The sequence below is a fragment of the Pseudomonas sp. NPDC098747 genome, assembly GCF_044760045.1.
Classification (GTDB): Bacteria; Pseudomonadota; Gammaproteobacteria; order Pseudomonadales; family Pseudomonadaceae; genus Aquipseudomonas.
On record NZ_JBIWAL010000019.1, the window covers coordinates 78,570 to 100,664 of the forward strand.

Below are 22,095 nucleotides of genomic sequence, written 5' to 3' on the forward strand. Positions count from 1 at the left end.
CCATACGGCTGATTTGGAGATCCGTGTCGTCAGTCAGGCCCTCATCGCTGGCGAGCCAGCTCCCACAAGGATTGATGGCGCTCACAAAACCCTGTGGGGTGGCTTGCCAGCGATGGCGGCCTTGAGGCTGAACTCTGAGTTACTGACTGACCACAACCGCAGACGTTCAAGGCGAATGCGTAATGTCGCTCATATCATCCGCCGCCAGCGCGCCGGTATCCGCCGTTTCCAGCACCACATACGCGCTGCCGCAAAACAACGAATTGAGCCGCCTCATATCTGCAATCAACTCAAGGTGCAGCGAACTGGTTTCAATACTCTGCACGATCTTACGTTGCAAACGGCTGACATGCGCATGGGCCAAACGGCGTTCCTGTGCGCGAAAGCGACGCTTCTCGCGCAACAACTGCCGGGCACTTTCCCGGTCGCCACTGAGAAACACCGACAGCCCCAACCGCAGGTTGGCGATGAGTTGTTGATGCAGGACGGCCAGATCTTCCAGCCCCTCCTCGGAAAACGAACGCCGTTGCGACGTCTTCTGCTGCTGGATCTTGCGCAGCATGCGTTCGATGACATCGCTGGACAGTTTCAGGTTGATCGCCAACTCGATGATCTCCGCCCAGCGTCGACTGTCCCGCTCGCCGAGATCCTCGCGGGGCATCTGCGCCAGATACAGCTTGATCGCGCTGTACAACGCTTCGACATCATCGGTCAGTCGGCGCATTTCCTGGGTGACGGCGGTCTGTTTGCCGCGCAACACATCGAGGGTGGCGTCGAGCATGTTGTCGAGCAGATCGCCCATGCGCAGGGTTTCCCGCGCGGCGTTGGCGAGCGCCAGGCTTGGTGTGACCAGTGCGGTGGCGTCGAGATGACGCGGTTTGGCGGTGCCGTTAATCTCCGGCCGCTCCGGCAGCAACCAGGCGCAGAGCCGCGCCATCGGCCCGACACTGGGCAGTAAAATCAGACAACGCGCAGTGTTGTAGAGCAGATGGAAGCCGATGACCATTTCCTGCGGGCTGAAATCAAGACTGTCGATCCAGTGCACCAGCGGATCGAGCACCGGGATGATCAGCAACAGACCGATCAACTTGTACAACAAACTGCCCAGCGCCACTTGCCGGCCCGCCGCGTTCTGCATGCTGGTGCTCATGAACGCCAGAATGCCGCTGCCGATGTTGGCGCCAATCACCAGACCGATCGCCACCGGCAGACTGATCACCGCAGCCCCGGCCAGTGTTGCGGTGAGCAGCACGGCGGCGAGGCTGGAATAGGAAATCATCGCGAACAACGCGCCGACCAAGGCATCGAGGAGGATGTCGCCGGTCAGCGAAGCGAAAATCACCTTCACTCCTTGCGCATGGGTGATCGGCGCAGCGGCCTCGACGATCAATTGCAGCGCAAGAATGATCAGCCCCAAGCCGATAGACACACGGCCCATCTGCCCGAGCCGCGTCTGTTTGCGCGACAGAAAGAAAATTACTCCAACGAAAATCAGCAGCGGCGACAGCCACGACAGGTCGAACGTCAGCACCCGCGCCATCAGCGCCGTACCGACGTCGGCGCCGAGCATGGTCGCCAGCGCCGGGGTCAGCGCCATCAGGCCCTGGCCGACGAAGGAGGTCACGAGCATGGCGGTGGCGTTGCTGCTCTGCACCATCGCGGTGACGACGATACCGGCGACAAAGGCAAGCCAGCGCTTGGACATGTTCTGGCCAATCACATGGCGCAGGTGGGTGCCGTACACCCGCAGGATGCCGGTTCGAACGATGTGTGTGCCCCAGATCAGCAGGGCCACGGCGGAAAGCAGATTGAGCAGGGTGAGCATGCAGACCCCCTGAAATAGCAGCGCCCCAGAGGAGCAAGTTTGCGGTACCGCGCGTTTTCTACGTTCTGATACTTAAGCTGTAGTTGGCTAACGGTCTGCGCGCCAGCATTGCACAGCTAAAGTGGGGATTGAAACAAAAGCGTCATGAAAACGGCCTGAGCCAAATTCTTCGGGGCCGCTAAAAACACTGTGGGAGCGAGCTTGCTCGCGAAGGCGGAGTGTCAGTCGACATAAATGTTGGCTGATCTACCGCATTCGCGAGCAAGCTCGCTCCCACAGGGGTATTGCGTGTAAGCGGACTACCGGATTACTGCCCCGGAATGTCCTTGCGCAGTTTCACCGGATCTTGCTGTTTCTTCTTCCGGGCCATCGCGCCGCGCAGTTTGATGTTGATCGCTTCGACCGCCAGCGAGAACGCCATGGCGAAGTAGACGTAGCCTTTTGGCACATGTACGTCGAACGATTCAGCAATCAGCACAGTACCAACCACCAGCAGGAACGACAGCGCCAGCATCTTCAGCGACGGATGCTTGTCGATGAATTCACTGATCGTGCCCGCCGCCAGCATCATCACCAGCACCGCAACGATGATCGCTGCAACCATGACCGGTACGTGCGAGACCATGCCGACAGCGGTGATCACCGAGTCCAGCGAGAAGACGATGTCGATGATCGCGATCTGGATGATGGTGTAGAGGAAGTTGCCGCCCTTGCCGCCAGGCGTTTCTTCGCTTTCGTCTTCGCCTTCCAGCGCGTGGTACATCTCTTGCGAGCTCTTCCACAGCAGGAACAGACCACCGAAGAACAGGATCAGGTCGCGGCCGGAGATGCCTTGGCCGAAGACCACAAACAGGTCGGCGGTCAGGCGCATGACCCAGGTGATCGACAGCAGCAACAGGATCCGCGTGATCATGGCCAGCGCCAGACCAAAGATCCGGGTGCGCTTCTGCATGTGTTTAGGCATGCGGCTAACCAGGATCGAAATCATGATGATGTTATCGATGCCGAGGACGATTTCCAGGGCAGTCAGGGTAAAGAAGGCAACCCAGATTTCAGGGTTGGTCAGCCATTCCATGTGTATTCCTTTGAGCGATTGTTAAACCACAAAGAGTCCGGGCTTCAAACAGCGAAGCCGGGACTCGGTGCGGTGAGTCTTGGGCTTATAGAGTGCTGAAGAGCGGGAAAGTCCCCAACAGCAGTGCAGCAATCAGGATGCAGATACACACCAGGATCGCCCATTTCAGGGTGAAACGCTGGTGGTCACCAAAATCAATCCCGGCCAGCGCCACCAACAGATAGGTCGATGGCACCAACGGGCTCAGCAAGTGGACGGGCTGGCCGACGATCGAGGCACGTGCCATTTCCACCGCGGTAATCCCGTAGTGGCTGGCGGCTTCGGCCAACACCGGCAACACGCCATAGTAGAACGCATCGTTGGACATGAAGAAGGTGAACGGCATGCTCACCAGCGCCGTAATTACCGCCAGGTACGGGCCGAGGAAATCCGGGATCACCGCCAACAGGCTCTTCGACATCGCATCGACCATGCCGGTGCCCGTCAGGATACCGGTGAAGATGCCCGCCGCAAAGATCAGCCCGACCACTGCCAGCACGCTACCTGCGTGCGCCGCGACGCGATCCTTCTGCTGTTGCAGGCAAGGGTAGTTGACGATCATGGCAATACTGAACGCGACCATGAACAACACCGGCAATGGCAACAGGCCGGCGATCAGCGTGCACATCAGGCCCAGAGTCAGCGCGCCGTTGAACCAGATCAGTTTCGGACGACGGGCATCCGGGAACTGCGACACGCTGATTTCGCTGTGATCAATCTCGTCGCCGATCAGGTGCAACTCGCCCAGACGCGCGCGCTCACGCTTTCCGTAGAAGTAGGCGATGACCAGGATCGCCACCACGCCAGCGGCCATCGCCGGGATCATCGGTACAAAAATGTCCGACGGGTCAACGTGCAGCGCACTCGCCGCACGGGCCGTCGGGCCACCCCATGGAGTCATGTTCATCACGCCACCGGCGAGGATGATCAGGCCGGCCATGATCCGCGGGCTCATGCCGATGCGGCTGTACAGCGGCAGCATGGCGGCCACGCAGATCATGTAAGTAGTCGCGCCGTCACCATCGAGGGAAACGACGAGTGCCAGTACGGCAGTGCCGACCGAAACTTTCAGCGGGTCGCCCTTGACCAGTTTGAGGATCTTGCGCACGGCCGGGTCAAACAGGCCGGAATCGATCATCAAGGCAAAATAGAGAATGGCGAACATCAGCATCACGCCAGTCGGCGCCAGCTTGGTAATACCTTCGAGCATCATCGGGCCGATCTTCGGTGCGAAACCACCGAACAGGGCAAACAGGATCGGGATGATGATCAGGGCGATCAGCGCGGACAGGCGCTTGGTCATGATCAGGAACATGAACGTGATGACCATGGCGAAGCCAAGGAAAGTCAGCATGGGAATACTCCAGGCGTAGCGCGGCTAGTTAAGTGAGCGGATCGGTCGGATCAGCGCAGAACGGGAAGCACGAGACGTACGGGCGGAGTGGCAATGAGAAAACGCGGGAAGAGGCGGGCTACAGAGGACATCAGAATCACCATTGTTGTTGTTAATTGGGCCGGGCGGGCGAGGCATCACACGCGTTGGCCAACCGGTCTATTGCCGGAAGTGAGGGCGATCCTAATCGGGGAAGCTTTCAGCTACCTTTCGCGGGTGAAAGCTTTGAATGAACGGTCAGCCGGTCGTCGGATGCGATCAGGGTCCTTGAACGTCTGCTTCGCAAACCCTCGGCAATCGGTTCGAACCCTCTGCGTTGCCCGTATGTCACACGCCATACAAGGGAAAATAAAAGGGATCAGCCATGAAAAATGCCGAAACCCCGGCGGTAAAAGTGGTGCTCTATGGTGCCATGAGTAGCTTGGGCGCTGCGTTGATGGCTGAGTTGCTGCGCCGACAGCACGAAGTCATCGCCATTCTCGACGACCTGACTGCGCTCGCGCCGCGTCCGGGATTGCGAACCAAAAGCGGCGACCTGTTCGATTCCGAGCGGGTTAATCAAAGTGTCGCCGGCAGTTCAGCGGTGATCTGTTTGCTCGATGCGCCGGGACTGCCGTTCAGTAGCGATCATGTTGAACGCTCTGTAGTGCTCGGGCCGGTCGAACAGGTGTTGGCCGTGGATGCGCTGGTCGATGGGCTGCAAGCGGCGAATGTCTCGCGGCTGTTTCTGGTGGGGGAGTTTGCCGTGCTCGATGAGCCGGATCTGGACAATCGCCTGCAACGCCACGCCGCCGAAGAAATCCGCGAAGCGGTGCAAAGCAGCCCGCTGCACTGGACACTGGTGAACGCACCAAACGGGGTTGCGGGGCTGACCATCGAGCATTTCGGTCAGGTCGGCGGCAATCTGGAGCCGGGTCTGGCCGAGCCGCTGGAACGCTTGAATCGCGTGGCGGTAGGGATTGCCGATGAGCTGCGGCTGAATCTGCATGTGGGCCAGCATGTTAATTTTGTCGCGGCATCGGGTTAGTAAAAGATCGCGATACCGATGTAGGCGCTGCCGCAGGCTCGGGCGATCTTTTGATCTTCAAACCGCAATAGACGGCAACTCCAACCCGGCCAACGACTCGGCGCTGCGTGCCTGCTCCTCCATCAACCAATCGACAAACTGCTGAATCAACACTCCCCGCCGTTTACGCTGCGGCAACACCACGTAATAGCCGAGGCGCGATAGGGTGGTTTCGGCAATCGGCCGACACAACAAACCTTGACTGAGCAAGTTATCCACAAGGTGACGCCAGCCAATCGCCACGCCTTGGCCGCCAATCGCCGCTTGGATCAACAGCGTGTAATTGTCGAAACGCAATTGTCCCGGCGCCGGCGGGGTGGTGATACCGAGTTCACGGAACAGACCGCTCCAGTCGAACCAGTTGCTGCTGTTTTCCCCGCGCAGATGCAGCAACGGAAATTCCAATAATGCCTGCGCGGCCAAGGGCAAAACACGATCCTTGAGCAATAGCGGACTGCACACCGGGAACACTTCTTCGCTGAACAGCCAATGGCTTTCGCCCTGCTTAAAACGTTCATCGCCAAACAGGATCGCCACGTCGATATCGGTGCGCAGCATGTTGTGATTGCGCTCGCTGGTGACCAGGCTGACGTCGACGTGCGGATTGGCTTCATGGAAGCGGTGCAAACGCGGCATCAACCAATACGCGGCGAACGCAAAATCAGTCGCGACTTGCAGCACCTCATGTTGTTGCTGTGCGCTGATCGCACTCAAACCAGCGTCGATGTTCTGCAAACCGATGCTAACTTGCTCAAACAGAAGAGTGCCGACTTCGGTGAGTTCAATGCCACGGTAGATTCGATCGAACAACCGTGAGCCAAGCTGTTCTTCCAGCCGTTTGATCTGCTGGCTGATTGCCGGTTGCGTGGTCCCAAGCTCCACCGCGGCGGCGGTAAAACTGCGATGCCGGGCAGCGGCCTCGAAGGCGCGCAACAGGTCGAGCGACAGATCCCCAAGGGCTTCATACATAAGCTGTGCTTATCCTAGTCATTGCCCGGCGCGGGCTTTACCCGACAGAGCATGGACTCCATGCTCGATCGCAGCAATGTCGCATAAATATTCACTATGGAATGCCGCGATCACATGAAGCGCAAGAATATTCTTTTCATCATGGCCGATCAGATGGCCGCGCCAATGTTGCCGATCTACGGTCCTTTGCCGATCAAACTGCCGAATCTTTCTCGCCTCGCCGCCCAAGGCGTGGTGTTCGATGCCGCGTACTGCAATAGCCCGTTGTGCGCGCCGTCGCGTTTCACCTTGGTCAGCGGCCAACTGCCGAGCAAAATCGGCGCTTATGACAACGCCGCCGACTTCCCCGCCGATGTTCCGACCTATGCCCACTACCTGCGTCGCCTCGGCTACCGCACTGCACTGTCGGGCAAGATGCATTTCTGCGGCCCGGATCAGTTGCATGGCTACGAAGAGCGCCTGACCAGCGATATCTATCCCGCCGATTACGGTTGGTCGGTGAATTGGGATGAGCCAGATGTGCGGCCGACCTGGTATCACAACATGTCATCGGTGCTGCAAGCCGGGCCGTGCGTGCGCACCAATCAGCTCGACTTCGATGAAGAGGTGGTGTTCAAGGCGCAGCAATATCTGTTCGATCACATTCGCGAGGATGGCGATCAGCCTTTCTGCCTGACCGTGTCGATGACTCACCCACACGATCCGTACACGATTCCCAAGGCATTCTGGGATTTGTACGACGATGGCGATATCCCGTTGCCTACAACGCCGGATCAGCACGAACTCGATCCGCACTCGCAACGGCTGCTCAAGGTTTATGACCTGTGGGATAAACCTTTGCCTGTGGATAAGATTCGCGACGCGCGTCGTGCGTACTTCGGTGCTTGCAGCTATATCGATGCCAACGTCGGCAAACTCCTGCAAACCCTTGAAGAAACCGGGCTGATTGACGACACCATCATTGTCTTCTCCGGCGACCACGGTGACATGCTCGGCGAGAAAGGCCTCTGGTACAAAATGCACTGGTACGAGATGGCGGCGCGAGTGCCCCTGTTGATAAGTGCGCCAGGTTTGTTTGATGCTGGCCGGATCAGCGCTGCGGTGTCCACCGCCGACCTGTTGCCAACCTTCGTAGAACTGGCGGGCGGCACGCTGGAGCCGGATTTGCCGCTGGATGGCCGTTCGCTGGTGCCGCACCTGCAAGGGCAGGGCGGCCATGACGAAGTGTTCGGCGAGTACATGGCCGAAGGCACGGTCAGCCCACTGATGATGATTCGCCGCGGCGCCTACAAATTCATCTACAGCGAAAGCGACCCATGCCTACTCTTTGACGTAGCCAACGATCCGCGCGAAATGGAAGAACTCAGCCAATCGCCGCAGCATCGCCAGCTTTTCGACGATTTTCTCGTCGAGGCGCGGGCCAAGTGGGATATCCCCGCAATCCACCGGGACGTTCTCGCCAGCCAGCGCCGCCGCCGCTTTGTCGCCGATGCGTTAACCATCGGCAAGCTGAAGAGCTGGGATCACCAGCCGCTGGTGGACGCCAGTCAGCAGTACATGCGCAACCACATCGATCTCGATGATCTGGAACGCAAGGCCCGTTATCCACAACCCTGCCAAAACCAATAAAGTTAAGGGGAAGTCCATGCGCAAGTTATCCACAGCAGTGACGTTTGGCCTGATAGCGCTGAGCAGTGCCTCGGCATTCGCCGAGCAAAGCTGCAACACAGTGAAGATGGCCGACCCGGGCTGGAGCGACATCGCCGCAACCAACGCCATTACCGGTTTTTTGCTGGACGGCATGGGCTACAAGGCCAAGGTCGACACGCTCGCGGTGCCGATCACCTTCGGTGGTTTGAAGGACGGCCAGGTGGATGTGTTCCTCGGCAACTGGATGCCGGCGCAGCAGGGCTTCTACGACAAATTCATCGCCACCGGCGATGTCACGCAACTGGCGAAAAACCTCGACGGCACCGAATTCACTTTGGCCGTGCCGGACTACGTGTGGGACGCGGGTGTGCATAACTTTGCCGACTTGAACAAATACGCAGATAAGTTCGAGAAGAAGATCTACGGTATCGGCTCGGGCGCCCCGGCGAATATATCGTTGCAGGAGATCATCAAGAAGAATGACTTCGACATGGGTCAGTGGAAACTGATCGAGTCCAGCGAACAGGCGATGCTCGCCGAAGTGTCGCGGGCGGTGAAGAAACAGAAATTCGTCACCTTTCTCGGCTGGACACCGCATCCGATGAACGTGCAGTTGAAAATGCGCTATCTGAAGGGCGGTGAGAAGTACTTTGGCGACACCGGCAGCGTCTTCACTCTGACACGCAAGGGTTACGCCGAGGCTTGTCCGAATGTGGGTAAATTGCTGACCAATCTTTCGTTCACTCAGGAGATGGAGAACAGCATCATGGCCGAGGTCGTGAACAAGAAGGTCAGCAATGCCGAGGCGGCGAAGGCGTGGATCAAGGCGAATCCGGCGGTGCTGGACAAGTGGCTGGATGGGGTGAAGACGCTGGATGGGAAGGATGCGTTGGCGGCGGTTAAAGCCAAGCTCTGATCGTTGGGTTGCTGGAATTGTGCTCGGCTTGAGACTTTTGCCCCCTCACCCCAGCCCTCTCCCCCAGAGGGGGCGAGGGGAAAGGGAGCCGATCTCTGGTGTATTCAGGATTTGAGTTCGACGCAGATTTTTCACGTCGGCGTAACTCGACCAAACACCTCGGTCAGTTCCCTTTACCCAAAGCGGGCACGGGGGAAAGGGAGCCGATCTTCGTTGCTTTCAGGATTTGAGTTCGACGCTGAAATTTCACGTCGGCGTAATTCGTCCAAACACCTCGGTCAGTTCCCTCTCCCTCCGGGAGAGGGCTAGGGTGAGGGGCTTTTCCCCCTGCCACCCTGATAACCTTGAACAAAACCCCAAACCGCGAGGACCCATGGCCTTCCCCAGTCGCCGCTCACTGCTTCCCTTCCTCACCTGGCTGCCCCGGCAAACCCGCGCCAGCGTCGGACGGGACCTGATCGTCGGCCTCAGCGGTGCAATTCTCGCGTTACCTCAGTCGATTGCCTACGCCCTGATCGCCGGTCTCCCACCTGAATATGGCCTGTACGCCGCGATCATCCCGGTGCTGATCGCCTGTCTGTGGGGTTCGTCATGGCATCTGATCTGCGGCCCGACCGCAGCGATTTCTATCGTGCTCTACGCCAGCGTCAGTCCTCTAGCGGTGCCGGCGTCGCAGGACTACGTCACCCTGATCCTGCTGCTGACTTTCCTCGCCGGGATATTTCAGTGGTTGCTTGGCTTGCTCCGGTTTGGCGCGCTAGTGAATTTCGTCTCGCATTCGGTGGTGTTGGGTTTCACCCTCGGCGCGGCGGTGGTGATTGCCATTGGGCAGTTGCCAAACCTGTTGGGGCTGGATCTGCCGGGCAAAGCCACGGCGCTGGACAGTCTGATGGAGCTGCTGCAACACCTTCGGGATGTGGATAAACCTTCGTTGCTGCTCGGAGTGGCCACGGTGATGGTCGGCGTTGTGCTCAAACAATGGCTGCCGCGCTGGCCGACGTTGTTGATAACGTTGGTGCTGGCCAGTCTGCTGGTGTGGCTGTGGCCGGCGATGTTCGGCCATGTGCATCTGGTCAGCGCGTTTGTCGGGCGTTTGCCGCCGTTCAGCGGGTTGCCGCTGGATCTGGATTTGGTGCTGCGCCTGCTGCCCAGTGCGGTGGCGGTGGGCATGCTTGGGCTGGTCACCAGTTTGTCGATTGCCCGTTCGATTTCTGCACGTTCGCAGCAGTTGCTCGACGCAAATCAGGAAGTCCGTGCGCAGGGCCTGTCGAACATTGTCGGGGCGTTCTTTTCCGGATCGCTGTCGGCGGGCTCGTTTACCCGTTCGGGCCTCAGTTATGAGGCGGGCGCCTGCTCACCGCTGGCCGGCGTGTTTTCGGCGATCTGGGTGGCGTTGTTTGCGGTTTTTGGCGCCGGGCTGATTGCGCACATCCCGATTCCGGCCATGGCCGGAAGCATTCTGTTGATCGCCTGGGGGTTGGTGGATCATCGTGGGATTCGATCGTTGCTTCGAGTCAGCCGCGCCGAGTTCGTGGTAATGGCGCTGACCTGCCTCGCCACGCTGTTGCTGGAGTTGCAGACCGCGATCTACGCCGGCGTGCTGGCATCGCTGTTTTTCTATCTCAAACGCACTTCGCAACCGCGGGTGCAGCATTCGCGTGATGGCGAAGACGATGTGCTGCGGGTCGGCGGCTCGATCTTCTTCGGCGCCAGCCATTATCTGCAAGTGCGTTTGCAGCGCATGCACGGCGCGCGGGTGGTGATCGAGGCGCAGCAGATCAACTTCATCGACTATTCGGGAGTGGAGATGCTGCATCAGGAGGCGCGGCGCTTGCTGAGTCAGGGTCGCAGCCTGACCTTGCGCGGTGCACGGCCGCAGGTGGTGGAGGAACTGCGCAAGCTGGAAGGGCCGGAGAAATGCCCGATCCGGTTTGAGGATTGATCCAATGTCGGCGCTGTTGCCATTCGCGAGCAAGCTCGCTCCCACATTGAATTGCGGTCAAATGTGGGAGCGAGCTTGCTCGCGAAGCTTTTAAAGGGCCAACTGCCGGCGGAGCTCGGCCAGAACCGGCGTCGTATCCGGGCGAACTCCGCGCCACAAATAGAACGCCTCGGCTGCCTGCTCGGCGAGCATGCCCAAGCCATCCATCGACACCGCCGCACCGTGCTCACTGGCCCAGCGGCAGAACGCGGTCGGTTCTTTGCCGTACATCATGTCGTAGCACAGGGTTTTGCCCGGCTCGATCAGGCTCGGCGCAATCGGCGGCACATCGCCGGTGAGGCTGGCGGAAGTGGCGTTGATGATCACGTCCACCGGCTCGCGCAGCCAATCAAAGCCGCTGGCCGACACCGGCCCCAGATCGCAGAACAATTGCGCCAGTAACTCAGCCTTGTCCACCGTGCGGTTGGCGATGATCACCGACGCCGGTTTTTCCGCCAGTAACGGCTCCAGCGCTCCACGCACGGCGCCACCGGCACCGAGCAGCAAGATGCGTTTACCGGTCAGGCTGAAACCTGCATTCACTGTCAGGTCGCGTACCAGTCCGGCGCCGTCGGTGTTGTCGCCAAGCAACGAACCGTCGGCCAGTTTGCTCAAGGTATTCACAGCACCGGCCCGCTGCGCACGGGCCGTCAGGCTGTTGGCCAGGTGATAGGCGTCTTCCTTGAACGGCACGGTGACATTGGCGCCGCGACCTTCGCGGAAAAACGCCGTAGCGCAGGCGGAAAAGTCGTCGAGCGGCGCCAGCATCGTGCTGTAGTCGAGGCTATCGCCGGTCTGCTCAGCGAACAGCTTGTGGATCATCGGCGATTTGCTGTGGCCGATCGGGTTGCCGAAAACGACGTAACGATCCATCAGATGTCCTCAGGCCTGGGTCAGCCAGTCGCGGTCTTGCAGGAAGTACTCGGTCAGGCGCGCTTCTTCGCTGCCAGGTTCAGCCTTCCAGTCGTAGCCCCAGCGTACTTGCGGCGGCAGCGACATCAGGATCGACTCGGTACGCCCGCCCGATTGCAGGCCAAACAGCGTGCCACGGTCGTAAACCAGGTTGAACTCGACGTAGCGGCCACGGCGGAATTCCTGGAACTCACGCTGCTGAGCGGAGAACGCATCGTGCTTGCGGCGCTGCACAATCGGCAGATAGGCATCGATGTAGGCATCGCCAATGGCGCGCATGAAGGTGAAACTGGTGTCGAAATCCCACTCGTTCAGATCATCGAAGAACAAGCCGCCGATGCCGCGCGGTTCGTGGCGATGCTTGATGTGGAAGTAGGTGTCGCACCACGCCTTGTAGCGTGGATATACGTCCGCACCGAATGGCGCGCAGGCTTGTTCGGCGACGCGGTGCCAGTGGATGCAGTCTTCTTCGTTGCCGTAATACGGGGTCAGGTCAAAGCCGCCGCCGAACCACCAGACCGGTTCTTCACCTTCTTTCTCGGCGATGAAAAAACGCACATTGGCGTGGGACGTCGGCACATGTGGGTTGTGCGGATGGATCACCAACGACACGCCGAGCGCCTCAAAACCGCGACCGGCCAGTTCCGGGCGATGGGCGCTGGCCGACGGCGGCAGACCGCTGCCGAAGACGTGGGAAAAGTTGACGCCGCCCTTTTCGATCAACGTGCCGTTTTCAATCACGCGGGTGCGACCGCCACCGCCGGCAGGCCGGGTCCAGGCGTCCTCGACGAAGTGCGTGCCGCCGTCCTCAGCTTGGAGTGCGGCGCAGATGCGGTCTTGCAGGTCGAGCAGATAGGCCTTTACGGCGTCGGTGCGGGTCGTCATGGCTTCACCTTGAATCGGGGCATCACTACGCGGCAACCCGCAGGCGGGGGTCGGCGCAAATGGGCGCGTAGCATACCACCGCAGGCCAACGCGCCGCAGTTGACGAAGATCAAGCATAAGCGTTGGATAGGGACCTCACAAAAGCCCCAAGGAGAGCAGGCAGATGGCAAAGCGTATCCAGTTCCGTGCCCACGGCGGTCCCGAAGTACTCGAATTTGTTGACTACCAACCCGCCGAGCCCGGCCCGCAACAGGTGCGCGTAGCCAATAAGGCTATCGGTCTGAATTTCATTGACACCTATTTCCGCAGCGGCCTCTATGCACCGCCAGCCTTGCCGTCCGGCCTGGGCGCGGAAGGTGCAGGTATTGTTGACGCGGTGGGCAGCGAGGTTACCCGGTTCAAGGTCGGTGACCGCGTTGCGTACGGCAGCGGCCCGCTGGGCGCCTACAGCGAATTGCACGTCCTGCCCGAGGCCAATCTGGTGAAACTGCCGGACGACATCAGTTTCGAAACCGCTGCCGGGGTGATGCTCAAGGGTTTGACCGTGCAGTACCTGCTGCGCCAGACCTATGAGCTCAAGGGCGGCGAGACCATTTTGTTCCACGCCGCAGCGGGTGGCGTGGGTTCGCTGGCCTGCCAATGGGCCAAGGCGCTTGGCGTGAAACTGATCGGTACCGTCAGCTCGAAGGAAAAAGCCGAACTGGCCAAGGCCAACGGTGCCTGGGCGACCATCGACTACAGCCACGAAAACGTTGCCGAACGCGTGCTGCAATTGACCGACGGCAAGAAAGTCCCGGTGGTCTACGACGGCGTCGGCAAGGACACCTGGCTGACTTCGCTGGACAGCGTGGCGCCACGCGGGCTGGTGGTGAGCTTCGGCAATGCCTCCGGCGCAGTGGACGGGGTGAATCTGGGTATTCTTTCCGCCAAAGGCTCGCTCTACGTTACCCGGCCCACATTGGCGACCTACGCCAACAATGCCGAAAACCTGCAACGCATGGCCGATGAGCTGTTCGAGATGATCATCAGCGGCAAACTCAAGGTCGATATCAGCCAGCGTTATCCATTGGTTGAAGCAGCGAAGGCGCAGACCGAGTTGTCGGCTCGGCGCACCACCGGCTCCACCATCCTGCTGCCCTGAGCACCCACTACCCCGATGAATCTTCAACGCGTCATTGGGGCTCACCCAGCTCAATAAAAAACGGCGTCTTGCCCGCGAGAGTTGTTTCGAAACGACTGCGGGCCAGACGCCGCACCTGCAATCCCAACACGCCGGGCAACCTGAGCAATGCGCTCGCCTGCGCTTCGTTGTGTAACGCCTGTTCGAGGGCGACTTCTGCGCCGGACGGCAGTTTGTCCTGAGCAATGACCAGGCACATGCGCACACCGTTGGCCAGTTGATTGATCTGTACCTGAATGTCGATAGAGCCCAGCTCCGGCAACGCCTGTGCGAGTACGCTCATCACCTGTCGCTGCGTGATGATCGCGCCACCCAGTTTGATCGATGTCTCTACCCGCCCCTCAAGTTGCAACACGGGCAAGGCGCTGCCACAGGCGCAATTCGCCACATTGCGCAGGATTCGCCCGCGATCACCAATCCGGTAACGCAACAGCGGCACATGATCGGGCAGCAGGGATGTCAGCAGGAACTCACCGCTTTCGCCTGCGGCCACTGCTTGCAGGGTGAGGGGGTCCACCACTTCGACGAGCATCGCATCGGCGTGCAGATGATAAAAACCGTGCTCGAGGTGCGCGCACTGGTAGCCGATGGGGCCGGTTTCCGTCGAGCTGTAGCCCAGCGACCGCAGCCTTATCGCCGGCCAGTCTCGGCCAAGTTGCTCGCGCACTTGATGACCGCAGGGCTCCCCGATGTAGTAAAGCCATCTCAGGCTGACCAACTGCTGTGCGTCGATTTCATCGTGGTTAAACAGCGCCGCGGCGAATGAAGGCGTGCAAATCAGTGCATCGGCCGCTTGCGACTGAATTAGCCCGGCAATTCGCTGAACGCCCATCAATGAACCGGCGGGTAGCAGGCGCGCGCCGACATGCTGGACGATCGCCGCTGCGTACTGGAAAGCCCCCTGCATTTCGCCTGCGGTCAGACAATTGATGACCACACCCGGGCGTTCGTCCGCCACGCCAAACATCCGCGCACCCAGTGGCACGATACTGGCGTTGAACGCCCAGGAATGGGTGATGTGTTTGCGGTTGCCGGTGCTGCCGCCCGACGTCAGTGTCAACCCGCCACCCGACGCACAGTGCGAAGCCTCGCCAAGCGCGGAAAACAGTACACCGCCATGCTCGTCCTCCACGGCTTGGATTGGCAGTCGATGCAAATCCTCTGGACTGTGCACCTGCAGGATCTGCGGACACAGCGCACAGAACCACGGCAGTGACTGCGCGTGGGCCAATTTGTGCGCAAAGACCTGGCTGGCATGGAGCACGGGATCATCGCTCATCGTCACGTCCACCCTGACGAATGCCCAACTCATCGAAACCGCCACGGACGGCATTGGCCAAGCTCTCCAACTGGGCCTGGTTGTGATTCGCGCTGATGGCCAAACGTAGAATCGCCTCGCCTTTGGCCACCACCGGAAACACTGCGGTGGTGACGGCGATGGCCTGTCGACGCAGGTGCAACGCCAGACTGATCGCATCACGCTCGGCGCCGACTCGGACGAAACGAATGGGCGAGGCGACTTCATGGTTGCCCAGCACCGGCCCGAACAGACCGTCGATCAGGGCAACATTTCGCCACAGCGCCGCTTGCAACTGACCCAGCTCCGGCGAGAGGTGGATTGCCCCGGAGGCGACTGCTGCGCCAACGCCGCCCATGGACAGTGGTCCACCGAACGTATAAGTCGACGCATGACGTCGGATCATTTCGGCATCGGCGGCGGTAAGTACGGTGATCGCCCCGCCAGTCGCACCAAATGCCTTCGACAACGAAGACAATAGGACCAGGCGCTCGCGCAGTCGCTCATCGGCAGCGACAAGTGCATAACCACCGCCTGCCACGCCGTGGATCGAGGTGCCGTGGGCATCGTCGGCATACAGATAGCCTTCAAAGCGCTCCGCCAGTTGCAACAGTCGATTGATCGGATACAGCCCCCGCATCGAGCCGATGCTGTCAGTCAGGATGATCGGCGTATTGCCAGCGGCTACCGCTGTGGAACAGGCCTGTTCGACTTGCTCCACATCGCTGCAGTCGCATCGCTGGACGGGGCCGAATTGCCACAGAATCCCTTGCAGCACTTGCATCGAAGCATGGGCCGCCCGGTCAACGATCCAGCCCGGGCCACGGCGCAATGGATAGGACGGCAACTCGCCGGACCCCAATAGCGGCAGACAACCCAAATGCGCACTGCCCACCGAATTGAAGGTGACCGTGTGGCCCTGGAATATCTGGTTCAACTGCTCGTCCAGTTCGCGCATCGGCGGCAGCAGCGCTCGGGTTCGTGCGGCGGCGAATTGCACGCCGAAGGAATTCACAGCGCTCACCGCGCCTTGAATCAGGCGCGGGTCGCACTCCAGCCCCAAGTAAGAGCATGAGAGAAACTCGGTCAGTTGCTCGCCGCTGCTCAACTCGATGTTCTTGCCCTCACGACTGACCAGTTTCAGGCCATTGAGCCCGGCATCAAACAACTGCTGCTGATCGTCACGCGCCTGACGGACACGATTCTTGACCCAGTTAACGGTCGGTTGCTGATAGTTCATCGGGATACCTGCAAAGGTGTGGTCTGGCGGTAAACCTGCACACGCCAGAGCTGGGTTTTCTCTCTCGCGATCGCGTCCTGATAACGGGCGCTGATATCGCAAAAGCCTGCGCAATCGGGTTGGACGATGTGCAAATGACCACGCATGACCACCAACGCCTCATCGGCAAGGGACGGGCGCAGCCGTTGCAAGACACTCGCTCCAACGGCCTCGGGCATGAAGGAAGGCACGTCCGAGAGCGATACGAAATCGACGTCCGTGTGTTTGGCGGCGCAGTCGAGAATGTCGGCCTGCACGATGCGCAACTCGCACTGCTGAATGGCCTCTCGGGCACTCTTGAAGATCCGTGGATCGCACTCCAGCGGGAAACCTTGCGGGTAGCACAGCTCACCGAAAAACAGCATTTGCAGAAAGAAGCTCTCGCGCACGATTTGCGTGGTGAACAAGGTGTGGAAAATGTCCAGATACGCTGCGCGGGAGCTGATACCCAGGTTGTTGGGGGGAAACGCGCCTTTGTACAACAACGAATTGAGCACTGCTGCGTTGCCCAGCAGCGCGATCACAGCCTGCCAGCGCCTGAGAGGAAAGCGGGTTCGGTAATAATCGGTCTGCGCGCCAAGATCACCGCACTGAAAAATCTCTCGCCCCGCCTCGCCGGTAAACAGTCGGTTGACCTTCGCCAATCGCTGTAAGGTCTGTTCAAAGGCACCCATATAGATCGGCGCCTGCCAATGACGCGCCCGGAACAATTCCGCTAGCCAACTGCGATCGGCACGCGGCAGATCCAGCTGCTGAAGTACGGATTGGCGACGTGACGGCAAAATCCCCGGGTGGTAACCCATGAAGTCCATAAACGACGCGTAGTCGGTCTGTTCCAGCAGGGCAAGGCGCAATCGCGTGAACGCCAGTTGTGGCGCACTTATATCGGTGCAGGTCATACGTGCCGGACCGCGGGCCAGCAGCGGCAGCAACCGTCCGCCACTTCCCGCAACGCCGACCACATGCCTGGCACGCTGGGGCAGGATGGTGTATTCCAGTGCGGCGTCTTCATCCCCCAGCGCATAATTCAGTCGCTCGAAATAGTCAGCCATGCCATCCCCCGTGCGTCAGTTGGGAAATTCGACGTGAAGGGTTCATGAGTTATCCAGTGCGTGGAGGAAGTCATAGCGCGGCGCGAGGCCGTTTTGCCAGGCCTCATACTGCTCATAGACGGCTTCAAGCATGTTGCCGGTCAGGCGCAAACTGGTTTCCATCACGGTAGCAATGGCGTCCCAATCGGATTGATCTTTGCAAGTACGCTGCAGGATGACTTTGATTTCGTTGAAGTGTTCGACATCAATATCGGAGTGCGCAATGAAGAATGTCAGCTGAGCCGGTTTTAGCGACAATGTTTCGCTAAGATTATTAATAAGCGGATTAATAAATTGATAGGCGTTTTCCGCCCAGTAACTGTACCCCAGCCGTTGCAGCGGATTACCGGTGAAGGATATCCAGTACAAATAAGCGATTAACACTTCGGTGGCCGGAAGTGCCGGTGGTATATCGAAGACCTCATTCTTAAGTCCCAGACTCATGACGTCATGCAGGGCCATTTTTTCATGGCCGACTTCTTGCGCCGCATGTTCAAAGCAAAACTTTGCATACACCGGGTTATCGGCATGTCGCACACCCACCAAACCCTGGTTTCGCGCATTGTGTGCGGTGTAGTGAAAGGTCTCGATCATGTAAATCGCGTACAACGCCTTCGAGACACTGCCTTCGCGGATGGCTTTTACCAAGCGCGAATGATCGAGAATATCGGCCCATGACTGTTCGATTCGTTCATCCAGCAGTATCAATTGTTGTTCAAAACTGACGCGCGCATTCATCTTGGTTTTCCGGTGGGTTGAGGGCGGTGGGGGCGGGTTGTTGAACGGCAGCGAGGATCTGCGGCCACTGCGCTGAGAGCAGCCAGTAATCGCCGCGTGCGCGTTGTTCGATATGCAGGGAGTCGGTGGTGATCGATGTCAGGCCGAAGCGCTGGAACAGTCGTCGTTGGGGGGATCGGCACAGCGCGGTTACGCCCTCATAACCACGTTTGATCGCCCATTCGGTGGCCGATGCCAGCAGATAATTAACCGACACTGGCAATTGATTTTGCGAGAGGGTGATCAACCGGCTGAACTCGACATGACGCGACAGCACCTGGGTGGGCGAAAGATGCTGATGCGCCAGTGTTGCCCATTCAAAAGGTGAGGGAGTCACCCGCAATACCGCCATCAGTTGGTCTTGTTTATAGAGCAGGAAGTGCGTGCTGCGGGCCGTTATCGCCAGGCTTGTTTCCAGCAAACGGGCTCTGGAGGTCAGCATGTAGTGTTGCAGTCGCAGACGAAACTGCCGACCAATAAAACGATCGAACTCTCGTGTGTCTGATCCGGCTTCAAGCGTCACCACACGACAATTTTCATGTTGACGTTTTAATGTCGACTGAAGTGCCTGCAGATAATCCGTGAGTTGTAAATCCTTAGTATCCATTCCTTCTCCGCAGACGTTAACTTATCGAAGTTTTCTGAACGCATTGGAAGAATGGATGCTTTTGGAAATATCGCCACTGCGCGTTTTCTGATAATGACGTGGGAAAAGTTACTTATATTGAACAGTCGTCGATTAGTCCGACACATGAAGGGCGAACATAAACAACTTGTTGTTGTATTTTGATAGTTACTTGAAGGATAAATCGCAGGCATATGTAGTACTCCTCGTCATGAAAGCCGAGGAGTACTGCATGTTCAAGTTTGAAAGGTTAGGTCAGTCAGGACGAATGACGTTACCGCTAGCCAGGTCACGAATCACGCTGGGGTTCTTGCGCCCACCCAGCTCCCCGCCCAACACCAGGTCAATCTGCCCGCGGAAATACTGCTCGACCCTCAAGCGCGTGCGCGCCGCCGGGCGCCCTTGCGGGTTGGCCGATGTCGAAATCAATGGCCCGACCATTGAGCACAAGTCACGTACCTGCGGGTGATCACTGACACGCAGTGCGACGGTGTCATGCACCCCGGTGACCCATACCGGTAAAAGGTTCTGATGCGGCACCAGCCAAGTGTTCGGCCCCGGCCAGGTGCTGGACATACGGTCGATCCAGTCCTGGGGGAAGTCTTCAAACAGAAAGTCGAACTGGCGAATATTGTCGGCGACCAGAATCAGGCCCTTGTCCGCCGAGCGATTCTTGATCGCCAGCAGTCGATCCACCGCTTCTTCATTCCACGGGTCGCAACCCAGCCCCCAGACGGCTTCGGTTGGATAGGCAATCACCGCCCCGGCGCGGATCTCTCGTGCGGCTTGCTGCACACGCCAACTGTTGACCATGAAAAAATCTCCGCAAACAGGTTTCGCGCAGTTTACCGATCTTCCTTGTAAAACCTAGCTCGTCCTGGCCAGCCAACGACCGTTTTCGCACACCGCTCGGCCATCCATTTCCAGTTCGGTGAGCGCCGCCAGCACTTTGGGCAAGGCCCAGCCACTGCTGTCGGCCAAGCCCTCGCTGGTATGCGGCGCGGCGTGCAGCAGCGTGAGCAATGGGTGAGACTCTTTGGGAGTGTCCGTGGATAGCGGTAAATGCTGCCAGCCGCGCAGAGCTTCAAGGATGTGTTCGATGGTTTCCACCAGCACCGCGCCATCGCGAATCAACTGGTGACAGCCACGTGCGCCGGGGTGATGGATCGAGCCGGGAATGGCGTAAACCTCGCGTCCCTGTTCCGCCGCCAACCGCGCAGTAATCAGCGAACCGCTGGCGACACTCGCCTCGACCACCAGCACACCTAGGGACAAACCACTGATGATGCGGTTGCGTCGCGGGAAGTTGCTCGCGTTCGGACCGGCATCCAGCGGAAACTCCGAAAGCACCGCGCTGCCCGAGGCAATCATGACGTCGGCCAGCCGCTGATTGCGCTGTGGATAAAAATTTTCCAGACCGGTGCCCAGCACGCCAACGGTTTGCCCGCCGACATCCAGCGCGGCCTGATGCGCTGCGGCATCAATACCCAGCGCCAGACCGCTGGTGATGACAAAACCGGCCCCCGCCAGGCAGCGAGAGAACGCCGCTGCGGTGTCCATTCCCGGGCGCGAAGCACGACGGCTGCCAACCATCGCCAGTTGCGGTTTCTCGAGAATCAATGGATCGCCCGCGACGAATAACAGCGGCGGCGGATCCGGAATCTGTGCGAGCAGTGCCGGATAATCCGCTTGATCCCACATCAGCAAATGTTGATTGGGCCGCTCTAGCCAGCGCATTGCGTGACTTGCGCCATCGCGCACGGTTGGACAACGCCGCGCCTCGGCGCAAGCCGCCGGCAATCCCAGCGAACGCCAGGCACTGGCCGGGGCGCTGATGGCTTTGGAGGCCGAGCCAAAGGCTTCCAGCAATTTGAGAAAGCGCTTCGGACCGATTTCCGGCAAGCGGTGCAGGCGCAGGCGCGCTTCCAGTTCCGCAGGGGAAACCGGTGTATAGGCAGACAGCATAATGGATCAATCCTTGATCGTTATAAGCCCCGAACCATTCGGAGCAAGCTGTGGATAACTCTGTTGGTAACTTGTTAAGCACGCTTACGGATTTCGCACCTTGTCGAGCACCGCCAATGAGCGCGATGCGTTAAGAACGAGGCCGTAGCTGAGTTTGTCGTAGGTGCGGAACACCATCAGCAACCCGGCACGTTCGTCGGGGATTTTCAGTGGCTGACCGGTGATCCGGTCGCGCACGGTTTCACCGGTTTTCATCACCACCAGCACGTTGCCTTCGGCCAGGCCATCACGCTTGCCCTTGTTCAGGGTGACCACGTCCATCGCGCCTATTTGCGTAACACCGCGTGGCACATCGATGATCACGCCATTGATGTTGCTGGTCGGCGCGCTGGGCATGAAGGTCGAGTTGATCGAGCGCTCTTCGCCGCTGAACAAACGGTCGCCGAGGCGCACTTCCTGAGTGGTGCGTTGCAGGGCGAGGGTGGCGACATCGCCCTCGGTGGCAACAATTTCGCCGCCGCCTATGTCATCGGCGTTGATCCCGAGAAATTCCTTGGTCTGCGAATCAGTGTAGACCTTGCCCTGACGGAAGATGCCGTACACCGGCTGATCCGGGTCGAAATGGCCACGGGCGAAAATGTGGTCGCCAGTGCCGCTGAGTACCCGTTCGGCATCGCCGGCGACGATGTACGGCGCCTTGTCGAAGTCTTCGGCCTGGTCGACGATGCGGTTGCTCAGCAAAAAGCTGTTGATGGATTTGAGTGGAATACTCGGAATCGCCTCGGCCACCGGGCTGGTGCGGATGCGTGGCGACAGCTTGATGGTGCCGCGCGACTCGCCGCGATTGAGGGTCAGACGCGGCTGGCCGTTGACGTAACTGAACGTCAGCGTGTCGCCGGGATAGATCAGGCTGGGGTTCTCGATCTGCGGATTGGCCCGCCACAGTTGTGGCCACTGCCAGGGCTCGCGCAGGTATTTGCCGGAAATGTCCCAGAGGGTGTCCCCCGAAACCACCGTGTATTGCTGTGGAAAACCATCCCTGAGTTGCACTTGCCCGTGCGCCGCGCCAGCCGAAGCCAACAGCAGCAGGGCGAGTAGTGTTTTCCTCATGCAGTGAATCCCTTTATCATGTGCGCTCGCGTGAATCGTCAGAGCCCTCGTGGCTCGCTT

General features: G+C 59.3%; 19 protein-coding genes. 5 read left to right on the forward strand and 14 right to left on the reverse strand.

Annotation, left to right across the window (positions count from 1 at the left end):
- Positions 1-166: 166 nt before the first annotated feature.
- The 3 genes from ACIQVE_RS14220 to ACIQVE_RS14230 all read right to left on the reverse strand — a co-directional run bounded on the left by ACIQVE_RS14220 (position 167) and on the right by ACIQVE_RS14230 (position 4,293).
- The gene (locus tag ACIQVE_RS14220; RefSeq protein WP_402809208.1) at positions 167-1,825 is read right to left on the reverse strand and encodes a Na/Pi cotransporter family protein; all 1,659 of its coding nucleotides are present in this window, start codon (positions 1,823-1,825) and stop codon (positions 167-169) included.
- A 307-nt stretch (positions 1,826-2,132) separates the two neighbouring features.
- A complete protein-coding gene (locus tag ACIQVE_RS14225; RefSeq protein WP_402809210.1) occupies positions 2,133-2,900 on the reverse strand; it encodes a TerC family protein in 768 nt (255 codons plus the stop codon).
- 85 nt (positions 2,901-2,985) lie between these two features.
- Entirely contained in the window at positions 2,986-4,293 is a 1,308-nt protein-coding gene (locus ACIQVE_RS14230) for a CitMHS family transporter (protein WP_402809212.1), read from the reverse strand.
- A gap of 403 nt (positions 4,294-4,696) precedes the next feature.
- Here ACIQVE_RS14230 and ACIQVE_RS14235 point away from each other — a divergent pair, with 403 nt between their 5' ends.
- The gene (locus ACIQVE_RS14235) at positions 4,697-5,359 is read left to right on the forward strand and encodes an NAD(P)-dependent oxidoreductase (protein WP_402809215.1); all 663 of its coding nucleotides are present in this window, start codon (positions 4,697-4,699) and stop codon (positions 5,357-5,359) included.
- A gap of 57 nt (positions 5,360-5,416) precedes the next feature.
- On the opposite strand, the gene ACIQVE_RS14240 is transcribed toward ACIQVE_RS14235, so the two are convergent.
- Positions 5,417-6,367 (reverse strand): choline sulfate utilization transcriptional regulator, encoded by a 951-nt coding sequence (locus ACIQVE_RS14240; protein ID WP_402809218.1) that lies wholly within the window; start codon positions 6,365-6,367, stop codon positions 5,417-5,419.
- 114 nt (positions 6,368-6,481) lie between these two features.
- Between ACIQVE_RS14240 and betC the strand changes: the two genes are divergently transcribed.
- The 3 genes from betC (at position 6,482) to ACIQVE_RS14255 (ending at position 10,875) form a co-directional block, all read left to right on the forward strand.
- Positions 6,482-7,996 (forward strand): choline-sulfatase, encoded by a 1,515-nt coding sequence (gene betC / locus ACIQVE_RS14245; RefSeq protein WP_402809220.1) that lies wholly within the window; start codon positions 6,482-6,484, stop codon positions 7,994-7,996.
- A gap of 16 nt (positions 7,997-8,012) precedes the next feature.
- Positions 8,013-8,933, forward strand: a complete 921-nt coding sequence (gene choX, locus ACIQVE_RS14250) for a choline ABC transporter substrate-binding protein (protein ID WP_402809223.1) — start codon at positions 8,013-8,015, stop codon at positions 8,931-8,933.
- A 373-nt stretch (positions 8,934-9,306) separates the two neighbouring features.
- On the forward strand, positions 9,307-10,875 hold the full coding sequence (locus tag ACIQVE_RS14255) for a SulP family inorganic anion transporter (RefSeq protein WP_402809226.1): 1,569 nt from the start codon (positions 9,307-9,309) through the stop codon (positions 10,873-10,875).
- Between the two features lie 90 nt (positions 10,876-10,965).
- Here the strand turns inward: ACIQVE_RS14255 and aroE are convergent, their stop codons facing one another.
- Together aroE and hemF are read right to left on the reverse strand one after the other, a co-directional pair.
- Complete coding sequence (gene aroE / locus ACIQVE_RS14260) at positions 10,966-11,787, reverse strand: shikimate dehydrogenase (RefSeq protein ID WP_402809228.1); 822 nt, start codon at positions 11,785-11,787, stop codon at positions 10,966-10,968.
- Positions 11,788-11,796: 9 nt separating this feature from the next.
- Positions 11,797-12,711, reverse strand: coding sequence for an oxygen-dependent coproporphyrinogen oxidase (hemF, locus tag ACIQVE_RS14265; RefSeq protein WP_402809231.1), 915 nt, complete (start codon positions 12,709-12,711; stop codon positions 11,797-11,799).
- 163 nt (positions 12,712-12,874) lie between these two features.
- Here hemF and ACIQVE_RS14270 point away from each other — a divergent pair, with 163 nt between their 5' ends.
- Entirely contained in the window at positions 12,875-13,852 is a 978-nt protein-coding gene (locus tag ACIQVE_RS14270; RefSeq protein WP_402809233.1) for a quinone oxidoreductase family protein, read from the forward strand.
- Positions 13,853-13,883: 31 nt separating this feature from the next.
- Here ACIQVE_RS14270 and ACIQVE_RS14275 read toward each other — a convergent pair whose 3' ends face one another.
- The 8 genes from ACIQVE_RS14275 to ACIQVE_RS14310 form a co-directional block, all read right to left on the reverse strand.
- Complete coding sequence (locus ACIQVE_RS14275; protein WP_402809234.1) at positions 13,884-15,170, reverse strand: phenylacetate--CoA ligase family protein; 1,287 nt, start codon at positions 15,168-15,170, stop codon at positions 13,884-13,886.
- On the reverse strand, positions 15,160-16,428 hold the full coding sequence (locus tag ACIQVE_RS14280; protein WP_402809236.1) for an aminotransferase class I/II-fold pyridoxal phosphate-dependent enzyme: 1,269 nt from the start codon (positions 16,426-16,428) through the stop codon (positions 15,160-15,162). Before ACIQVE_RS14280 ends, ACIQVE_RS14275 begins: the two co-directional genes overlap by 11 nt.
- Positions 16,425-17,519 (reverse strand): DUF3419 family protein, encoded by a 1,095-nt coding sequence (locus ACIQVE_RS14285; RefSeq protein ID WP_402809238.1) that lies wholly within the window; start codon positions 17,517-17,519, stop codon positions 16,425-16,427. The genes ACIQVE_RS14280 and ACIQVE_RS14285 overlap by 4 nt, the downstream gene beginning before the upstream one ends.
- A 42-nt stretch (positions 17,520-17,561) precedes the next feature.
- On the reverse strand, positions 17,562-18,296 hold the full coding sequence (locus ACIQVE_RS14290) for an iron-containing redox enzyme family protein (RefSeq protein ID WP_402809241.1): 735 nt from the start codon (positions 18,294-18,296) through the stop codon (positions 17,562-17,564).
- Entirely contained in the window at positions 18,274-18,942 is a 669-nt protein-coding gene (locus ACIQVE_RS14295) for a hypothetical protein (protein WP_402809243.1), read from the reverse strand. The genes ACIQVE_RS14290 and ACIQVE_RS14295 overlap by 23 nt, the downstream gene beginning before the upstream one ends.
- 273 nt (positions 18,943-19,215) lie before the next feature.
- Positions 19,216-19,773, reverse strand: coding sequence for an L-threonylcarbamoyladenylate synthase (locus ACIQVE_RS14300; RefSeq protein ID WP_402809245.1), 558 nt, complete (start codon positions 19,771-19,773; stop codon positions 19,216-19,218).
- A gap of 54 nt (positions 19,774-19,827) precedes the next feature.
- A complete protein-coding gene (gene dprA / locus ACIQVE_RS14305; protein ID WP_402809272.1) occupies positions 19,828-20,928 on the reverse strand; it encodes a DNA-processing protein DprA in 1,101 nt (366 codons plus the stop codon).
- A gap of 81 nt (positions 20,929-21,009) precedes the next feature.
- Positions 21,010-22,035 carry a LysM peptidoglycan-binding domain-containing protein gene (locus tag ACIQVE_RS14310; protein WP_402809248.1) on the reverse strand — a complete coding sequence of 342 codons (1,026 nt, stop codon included), beginning with the start codon at positions 22,033-22,035 and terminating at the stop codon, positions 21,010-21,012.
- Positions 22,036-22,095 lie beyond the last annotated feature (60 nt).

What these genes read in the sequence shown, in the direction of transcription:
- ACIQVE_RS14220 (WP_402809208.1), bottom strand. Translation starts at nt 1,825, where the DNA reads ATGCTCACCCTGCTCAATCTGCTTTCCGCCGTGGCCCTGCTGATCTGG.
- ACIQVE_RS14225 (WP_402809210.1), bottom strand. Translation starts at nt 2,900, where the DNA reads ATGGAATGGCTGACCAACCCTGAAATCTGGGTTGCCTTCTTTACCCTG.
- ACIQVE_RS14230 (WP_402809212.1), bottom strand. Translation starts at nt 4,293, where the DNA reads ATGCTGACTTTCCTTGGCTTCGCCATGGTCATCACGTTCATGTTCCTG.
- ACIQVE_RS14235 (WP_402809215.1), top strand. Translation starts at nt 4,697, where the DNA reads ATGAAAAATGCCGAAACCCCGGCGGTAAAAGTGGTGCTCTATGGTGCC.
- ACIQVE_RS14240 (WP_402809218.1), bottom strand. Translation starts at nt 6,367, where the DNA reads ATGTATGAAGCCCTTGGGGATCTGTCGCTCGACCTGTTGCGCGCCTTC.
- betC (WP_402809220.1), top strand. Translation starts at nt 6,482, where the DNA reads ATGAAGCGCAAGAATATTCTTTTCATCATGGCCGATCAGATGGCCGCG.
- choX (WP_402809223.1), top strand. Translation starts at nt 8,013, where the DNA reads ATGCGCAAGTTATCCACAGCAGTGACGTTTGGCCTGATAGCGCTGAGC.
- ACIQVE_RS14255 (WP_402809226.1), top strand. Translation starts at nt 9,307, where the DNA reads ATGGCCTTCCCCAGTCGCCGCTCACTGCTTCCCTTCCTCACCTGGCTG.
- aroE (WP_402809228.1), bottom strand. Translation starts at nt 11,787, where the DNA reads ATGGATCGTTACGTCGTTTTCGGCAACCCGATCGGCCACAGCAAATCG.
- hemF (WP_402809231.1), bottom strand. Translation starts at nt 12,711, where the DNA reads ATGACGACCCGCACCGACGCCGTAAAGGCCTATCTGCTCGACCTGCAA.
- ACIQVE_RS14270 (WP_402809233.1), top strand. Translation starts at nt 12,875, where the DNA reads ATGGCAAAGCGTATCCAGTTCCGTGCCCACGGCGGTCCCGAAGTACTC.
- ACIQVE_RS14275 (WP_402809234.1), bottom strand. Translation starts at nt 15,170, where the DNA reads ATGAGCGATGATCCCGTGCTCCATGCCAGCCAGGTCTTTGCGCACAAA.
- ACIQVE_RS14280 (WP_402809236.1), bottom strand. Translation starts at nt 16,428, where the DNA reads ATGAACTATCAGCAACCGACCGTTAACTGGGTCAAGAATCGTGTCCGT.
- ACIQVE_RS14285 (WP_402809238.1), bottom strand. Translation starts at nt 17,519, where the DNA reads ATGGCTGACTATTTCGAGCGACTGAATTATGCGCTGGGGGATGAAGAC.
- ACIQVE_RS14290 (WP_402809241.1), bottom strand. Translation starts at nt 18,296, where the DNA reads ATGAATGCGCGCGTCAGTTTTGAACAACAATTGATACTGCTGGATGAA.
- ACIQVE_RS14295 (WP_402809243.1), bottom strand. Translation starts at nt 18,942, where the DNA reads ATGGATACTAAGGATTTACAACTCACGGATTATCTGCAGGCACTTCAG.
- ACIQVE_RS14300 (WP_402809245.1), bottom strand. Translation starts at nt 19,773, where the DNA reads ATGGTCAACAGTTGGCGTGTGCAGCAAGCCGCACGAGAGATCCGCGCC.
- ACIQVE_RS14310 (WP_402809248.1), bottom strand. Translation starts at nt 22,035, where the DNA reads ATGAGGAAAACACTACTCGCCCTGCTGCTGTTGGCTTCGGCTGGCGCG.